The organism is Geobacillus sp. DSP4a (assembly GCF_013096875.1).
GTDB classification, from domain to species: Bacteria; Bacillota; Bacilli; order Bacillales; family Anoxybacillaceae; genus Geobacillus; species Geobacillus thermophilus.
This window is the reverse complement of the sequence record NZ_SDLD01000003.1, coordinates 90666-97367: the sequence shown is the minus strand read 5'-3', so window position 1 is coordinate 97367 and position 6702 is coordinate 90666. Positions and strand designations below refer to the sequence as shown.

General features: G+C 55.6%; 8 protein-coding genes and 1 pseudogene. 2 read left to right on the top strand and 7 right to left on the bottom strand.

Features of this window, described 5'->3' with window-relative positions; all coding sequences use genetic code 11:
• Positions 1–196: 196 nt before the first annotated feature.
• Positions 197–1564: an MATE family efflux transporter gene (locus ETC02_RS02435; protein ID WP_050368653.1), complete on the top strand. Its 1368-nt coding sequence runs from the start codon at positions 197–199 to the stop codon at positions 1562–1564.
• Between the two features lie 173 nt (positions 1565–1737).
• Here the strand turns inward: ETC02_RS02435 and ETC02_RS02430 are convergent, their stop codons facing one another.
• The 7 genes and pseudogenes from ETC02_RS02430 to ETC02_RS02405 all read right to left on the bottom strand — a co-directional run bounded on the left by ETC02_RS02430 (position 1738) and on the right by ETC02_RS02405 (position 5679).
• A complete protein-coding gene (locus ETC02_RS02430; RefSeq protein ID WP_063211816.1) occupies positions 1738–2631 on the bottom strand; it encodes a DUF1028 domain-containing protein in 894 nt (297 codons plus the stop codon).
• A 142-nt stretch (positions 2632–2773) separates the two neighbouring features.
• Positions 2774–2905: a YjcZ family sporulation protein gene (locus ETC02_RS02425; protein WP_095859317.1), complete on the bottom strand. Its 132-nt coding sequence runs from the start codon at positions 2903–2905 to the stop codon at positions 2774–2776.
• 33 nt (positions 2906–2938) lie between these two features.
• Positions 2939–3037, bottom strand: a complete 99-nt coding sequence (locus tag ETC02_RS02420) for a YjcZ family sporulation protein (protein WP_013145429.1) — start codon at positions 3035–3037, stop codon at positions 2939–2941.
• Positions 3038–3162: 125 nt separating this feature from the next.
• Positions 3163–3333 (bottom strand): annotated as a pseudogene (locus ETC02_RS17610) (EamA family transporter RarD); the annotation flags it as partial.
• Positions 3334–3381: 48 nt separating this feature from the next.
• Positions 3382–3471, bottom strand: a complete 90-nt coding sequence (locus ETC02_RS02415; RefSeq protein ID WP_080706518.1) for a YjcZ family sporulation protein — start codon at positions 3469–3471, stop codon at positions 3382–3384.
• 92 nt (positions 3472–3563) lie between these two features.
• Positions 3564–4520, bottom strand: coding sequence for a magnesium transporter CorA family protein (locus ETC02_RS02410; RefSeq protein ID WP_044743983.1), 957 nt, complete (start codon positions 4518–4520; stop codon positions 3564–3566).
• Positions 4521–4800: 280 nt separating this feature from the next.
• Entirely contained in the window at positions 4801–5679 is an 879-nt protein-coding gene (locus ETC02_RS02405) for a cation diffusion facilitator family transporter (protein ID WP_050368652.1), read from the bottom strand.
• A gap of 174 nt (positions 5680–5853) precedes the next feature.
• On the opposite strand from ETC02_RS02405, the gene ETC02_RS02400 reads away from it, so the two are divergent.
• Positions 5854–6552 carry a class I SAM-dependent methyltransferase gene (locus ETC02_RS02400; RefSeq protein WP_050368651.1) on the top strand — a complete coding sequence of 233 codons (699 nt, stop codon included), beginning with the start codon at positions 5854–5856 and terminating at the stop codon, positions 6550–6552.
• The last annotated feature ends 150 nt before the right edge of the window (positions 6553–6702 follow it).

The following is a 6702-nucleotide window of genomic DNA, read 5'->3' as shown; positions in this document are numbered from 1 at the left end:
CGCAAAGAGCCGTTCCGCCAACCACAACTTATTTAGTCTAGCCAAAAGGCAGACAGGTTATACGAGATGCCTAAAATCGGGCACCTCTGCTTTCCTATTGCCTTTTTTGGCCATTTTCAGTATACCCGCACGGATCAGGAGCGTATACCGCACTCACCAAGTGGTGGGGATTTTCACGGAAAAAGGGGGAACGATTATGACCACGCCCGCTCCGCCCAACGGCAAATGGCGGCGCCTGTTCGCCTTGTTTCTTCCCATTTTCGTTTCGCAAACGGGCCAATATGCCATGAACTTTGTCGATGTCGCCATGTCCGGCCACGCGAGCGCCGAAGATCTTGCCGGCGTCGCGATCGGCTCCAGCCTATGGGTGCCGGTGTGGACCGGCGTCGGCGGCATTTTGCTCGCCTTGTCCCCGATCGTCTCGCATCATCTCGGCGCCGGACGCCATGACTCAATCGCCCGCGCCGTCACCCAGGCGCTCTACTTGGCTGTCGCGCTTGCTGCCGCCATTGTCATGGCCGGCGCCGCTTCTGTGCCGTTGATCTTGAAACAGATGTCTTTGGATGAAAACGTTCGGCATATCGCCCTTCATTATTTGCGCGCCTTGTCGTTTGGGATCGTCCCGCTGTTTCTTTATTCTGTGCTCCGCTATTTCATCGATGCACTTGGGCAAACGAACGTGACGATGTGGATTACGCTCACCGCCTTGCCGATCAATATGCTGTTCAACTGGCTGTTGATTTACGGGCATGGCGGGTTTCCGCGCCTTGGCGGCATCGGCACCGGCTATGCGACAGCGATCACGTACGCATACTGCTTCGCGGCCGCTGCCTTTGCCGCGGTGAAATTTCGCCGTTTGTCTCCCTATCGCGTGCTCGTCCGTTTTTACCGTCCGTCATGGGCCGCATGGAAAGAGTTGCTGAAAACCGGGGTGCCGATCGGATCAGCCATCTTTTTTGAAACGAGCATTTTCGCTGCGGTGACGCTGCTTGTCGGCCGGTTTGGCACCGAAACAGTCGCTGCCCATCAAAGCGCCCTCAACTTCGCTTCCTTGTTGTATATGATTCCGCTCAGCTTATCGATGGCGCTGACGATCGCCGTAGGCGTTGAAGCTGGGGCCAACCGTTATGAAGCGGCCAAACAATATTGCCTGATCGGCATCACCCTCGCCTTGGCGGTCGCTGCCGCCGCTGCATTGTTTCTTTCCATCTTCCGCAGCGATGTTGCTCGACTGTATACAAACGATCCGACAGTGGCGGCGTTGACGGGGAAATTTTTGCTCTATGCGATCTTCTTTCAAGTTTCCGATGCCATCGCCGCTCCCATCCAAGGAGCGCTGCGGGGCTATAAAGAGGTGAACGCCGTTTTTTGGTCCGCTCTTCTCGCCTATTGGGGCGTTGGCCTTCCGCTTGGCTGCGCGCTCGCTCTCTTGACTGCCGCCGGAGCGTTCGGCTATTGGATCGGCCTGATCGCCGGATTGGCAGCAGGTGCTCTGTTTCTCAGCTTTCGCCTGCGGGCCGTTTGGCGCAGACATGACAGCGGGCGTGCGCCGCTCGCCTCCTAAACGGCCGCTGCCCCAACACGGGCTGTTTTTCCTGAACCGAAACACCGCATAAATCGTTGTTTGCGCATATGCAGTCATAGGAAAAGGTGTCCCGCTCCTTTTGGGACACCTTCGCTTTTCATACAACGCCATTCATCCGCCCGACCAACCATGCAGTGATCGTTTTTATTTTTTTATTTTTCCCCCTGCGGCGACGGCTGCTGTTTCATATACGCGAGCACGTCAAGATCGATTTTCCCTTTTTCTAGTTCGCGTTCCTCAAAGTTTTCTGTATGTATATACGCTCTCAGCGCTTCGTGAAGCGCCTCGCTGTCGGCGGCGCGCTCTTTCGGCAAGTAGCCGAGCCGGATCAAGTGGAAAGCCGCCTCTTCCTTGACCGCGCCTTCCATTACAGCCACTTTTTCGGGGCGCGGTTTCTCAAAATAAAGCTGGCGCAGCTCATACAGGCGAATGAGCTCCTCAATCGGCCGCGGGTGGTCGTCAACGCGCAAATCGATATAGCGGTCATTGTACCCGCCATAGCCGCCCCTTTCTTTCACAACGAGCAAGGCAGCCGACTGTTGCCCGCGGCGGTCGCCCCCCGCCGCCTGACCAGCTTGAAGCGCCTTTAGCAATCGCTCGGCGAGCGGCCCTTTGGCCTGCTCGAATGTTCTTCCCATCGCCAGCACCGTTTCCTCCCCGGCTAAAATATTGCCTTGCGCTGCATAGTTCGGTCCGGTAATGCCGCCCGCCCACGGGTAACATTTTTTTCCGGTGAACGTTGCTGCCCGTCCTTTCGCATCCACGATGCCGACCTGGCGCAAATCGCGCTCGCTGTCATCGGCAACGAGCAACTCAAGCGTTTCTTGCGCCGTTTTCCCTTGTTCCATCCATTCGAGGCCGCGTGGGCCGTATGACGTGTTGGCATATGACTGCGTCGCCACGGCGCCGACGCCCGCTTTCGCCCACGGCACGACCGCGCCGACGCCTAAAAATTTCGATTGAACAGCGATGCCAAGCTCCCCGGTCGCCGGATCGAACGCGACAATCGAAAACGTCGCGACGATGTCTTTTGCAATATGTGTCATTTCCCCGTCCTCCATATGCTTTCCATTTTCTCATCGTTTATGATTTCTCCACTTCCTTTCGTTGTTCCTGCTTGTTCACAAAAAAAGCGGGGGAAACAGCCGTTGCCCGGCCGTCTCCCTCCGCATGCCCATCATCCGCCTATCACCATGTTGCCCCGACGATAATGAGCAAAATAAACAAAACGACGATCAGCACGAAGCCGTAGCCGTAGCCGCCGTAACCCGGATAACCGAAGCCATAGCCGCCCCAGCCGCCATAAAAGCCGTATGTCATATTCGTCACCTCCTTGCTAGCAAGTAGGGTTCGTTAGTACACCCAACCACCGACACATGCACATCCGACAATAATCAACAAGATGAACAGAACGACGATCAACGCGAATCCGCCGCCGTAAGCTGCACCCATTTACCAACACCTCCTTTGTTTTTGTACTAGTAGACTATTCACAAACCAGGAAAATGGTTAGGGGTTTCGGCAAAAATAGGTATTTGCTGTAAAAACAAAAAAAACGGCCCGTTCTCGGACCGCTGCTACGCCTCGAGCGAGCTTCGCTTCCATTTTTTCCGCCCTGACGCCTGCTTGATTTGAACAGCAGAAAACAAAATAAGCGCCGCCCAGATGCAGCTAAACGCATAAAAATGCGCTTTCGTAAACGGCTCGCCGAACAAAAAGACGCCAAGGAGAAGGCTGATCGTCGGCGACTAGCCGCACTGTTTGACCCGTCTTCCCCTTCTTTTCCGTCCGGCTTCCTACCAGGCGACACATACACAACCGACAATAATCAACAAAATGAACAAAACAATGACGAGCGCATAACCGCTGCTGACCAAACTGCTCATGGCGGACACCTCCTTGATCCCGTTGACGGGACCATCATATGCGTCCGCCCGCCCAAACGACCGGGCCAACGCCCATTTTTGCAAGCTGGCGCCTATTTTTCTTTCGTCCCAGTCTCCCCCCACCAACCTTTGCGCTTAAAATACAGGGCAATGAGGACGGCGACGGTCGCCATCAGCAGCAGGGCGAACGGATACCCGTACCGCCATTTCAGCTCGGGCATAAACGAAAAATTCATGCCGTAGACACCGGCAATAAACGTCATCGGCAAAAATATGACGCTCACCAATGTCAATGTTTTCATAATGACGTTCATATGATCGGATTTGAGCGACAGTTGCAAATCGAAAATGGCGGACAATGATTCCTTAAACGCGTCGAGCGCCGCCGGCACGCGGGCGAAACGGGAGGCCACCTCATCGATGTATGGATTCGTTTCCGCGTTGATGTACGGCAGCTCGGCATGGCGGATCGTTTTGATCGCCTCTTCCTGCGCTTCGGCCACTTGCCGCAGCTCATGAAGATGGGTTTTCATCCGGTAAATTTCACGCCCGATTTCATTGGCGAACGGCGTCGCAAACACTTGCCGCTCAAGCGCCTGAATGCGGTCGGCGATTTGGTCGATCACCTGCAAAAAGCGAGCGACGGCTAAGTCCAGGAAATGGTAAAGAACATATCCAGGGTACAGCGCCTGATCGCGATGATCCAACAGCCGTTCTTTCACATGGCCGATAAACGGGTCATCTTCATCCATATAACTGATGATATGCCGCTCGGCGGCAAGCAGGCGAATGTTCGCCGTTCGGCCGGACGGACGGATGATAAACAACGATACAAAAAGGAATCCTTCGTACTCATCGACCAGTGGAATGTCTGTTCCACCTATAAGCCGTTTTCGGGCGAGCGGATGAATCGACAGCGAGGAGAGGAGCCGTTCCAAATCCGGCTTGGCGGCGGCGGTGAAATGAAACCAGCACGACTGGCCGCCCGCCGGCGCATGCCGTTCGTATATTCCGCCAAGCGGCAAGCGGGGGTTCGGATGGATGGACATACACGAGTCTCCTTTCTAACTGATGCGTTTATTCGTATTGTTTGCCGTTTGCCGAAAAACTACTCCTCGCCGGCCGCCGAAAAAACGGCCGGAACATCGGCGCAGCAACGCCGCCCCGTGCCCGCCGAAAGCCGCTTTTGTCCGCCGAATGGAACGATGCCTTAACAAAGCAGGAGCGTCCATCGGACGGCAGCATTCGAAAAAAAGAGGACCATCCCTCCCTCTTGATCGGCAGGCGGTTGGGGCGCGACGGCCGCGCCCCCGTTTGCTTGGCCTCCGCTCAGCGCACCGCTTCCGGCTCCACATGAACGTGCGTCGCCCGGATGTTATGCCGTTTTTTCATTAAACGCTCGACCTCGTCGGCAATTTCATGGCTTTTCACTACCGTCAACTGCGAATCGACGCGGATGGTTACTTCGAGCACAACGTCATTGCCGAGCATGCGCGCCTTAATGTCCGCGACATCGCGCACCCCGCTGACCGCAGCGATTTCTTGCCGGTAAATGGCGAGCTTTCTTTCATCAAACCCGTCGGTCAACGCATGGGCCGTTTCCATAAACACCTCCCACGCCGTCTTGCAAATGAGCGCACCAATGACGAGCGCCGCCAACGGGTCAAGCCATGCCCACTCAAGATGCGCGCCGACAATCCCAAGCGCGGCGCCAATGCTGACGAGTGCATCCGATAAGTTGTCTTTCGCTACGGCCGCCAGCGCCATGCTGTTCGTCCGCCGCGCCAGCCGCACATTGATGACATAGATGATGAACATCACTGCTGCTGAAGCAAGGGCGACCGCTGCCGCCAGCCAATCGGGGGCGGCCTCCCTCCCGCCGCCAAGAAGCGTGCGGGCGCCGTCTGTAATCACATCAATACCGATGGACATCATGAAAAAGGCGGCCAACAGCGACGAAATGTTCTCCGCCCGCGAATGTCCGTACGGATGATTGCGGTCGCGCGGTTTTTTGGCAATTTTCATGCCGATATAGACAGCGACGGAAGCCATCACATCGCTCAAATTGTTCCATCCGTCCGCTTTCACTCCGTCCGATCCGGCTGCCGCCCCGGCCAAAAGCTTGCCGGCTGCCAGCAGAAGATAGATAAAGAGGCTTAACAACACCCCAGCCTCCGCCCGTTGTTTCCGTTCCACTCCATTCACCAACCTAGCGTTCTCGTTCTTGCACGTATCAGTGTACCAGCTTGATAGCGGTTGGGTCTATAGCAACAAAATTGCTTTTTTTCATGAGTATAGGGACAAGCCAATTTTTTTGCTCAAAGACAAAAAACGGCTCTCTGGCATATGATAAACCAACTGAGTGAAAAAGGAGAGAATGCCATGATGACGTATTTGGACTGGTTGGCGGACATGGGGATTGACGGCGCCCACCCCGGCGGTTTTGAGTTGACAAAACAAATCTTACGTAAACTTAATATTGACCGCTCAACCGCCGTGCTTGACGTCGGCTGCGGCACAGGGCAGACAGCGGCGTATATCGCTAGACAGTACGGCGCGGACGTGACGGCCATCGATCTCCATCCCAAAATGATCGCCAAGGCGAAGCAGCGTTTCGGTGCCATGGAGGTTCCGGTTCGCCTGCACCAGGCTTCGGTCGAATCGCTGCCGTTTCCCGCCGGCACGTTTGATCTTGTCCTTTCCGAATCGGTGCTCGCCTTTGTTTCACTGCCTGCTGCCCTTGCTGAAATCTGCCGCGTGCTGAAGAAAGGGGGCACGTTCATCGGCATCGAAGCATACCATAAGCGGCTCACCGCCGCCGAGCAGCAGCGGATCGCCGCGTTCTACGGCTTCAAGCGGCTGATGACGCCCGGCGAATGGAAAAAAACGCTTGAACAAAACGGATTCCGCTGCCGCCATTTCTTTTACAAAACGGCGGCGGAGGCGGCGGGCGAAGGGGCGCCGGCCGTCATCGTCTTCCCGACGACGCCGGAGATGGCAAGCATGTGGCAGAAGCATCAGCAGCTGACAGCGCAATTTGCCGACCGGCTCGGGTACTGCGTGTTTTGGTGTGAGACATAGGGGCTGCAACAAACGAACACGGGTGCTGACTCAAAAGCCCCTTTTTGATGAAATGGAACCGAAAGTATGTAAAAAAGAGACCACCTCTGAAACCCTTGGTTTTACCGGGTTTTTCGTGGTGGTCTGTTTTTCCATGCTGCCCTAGATAGA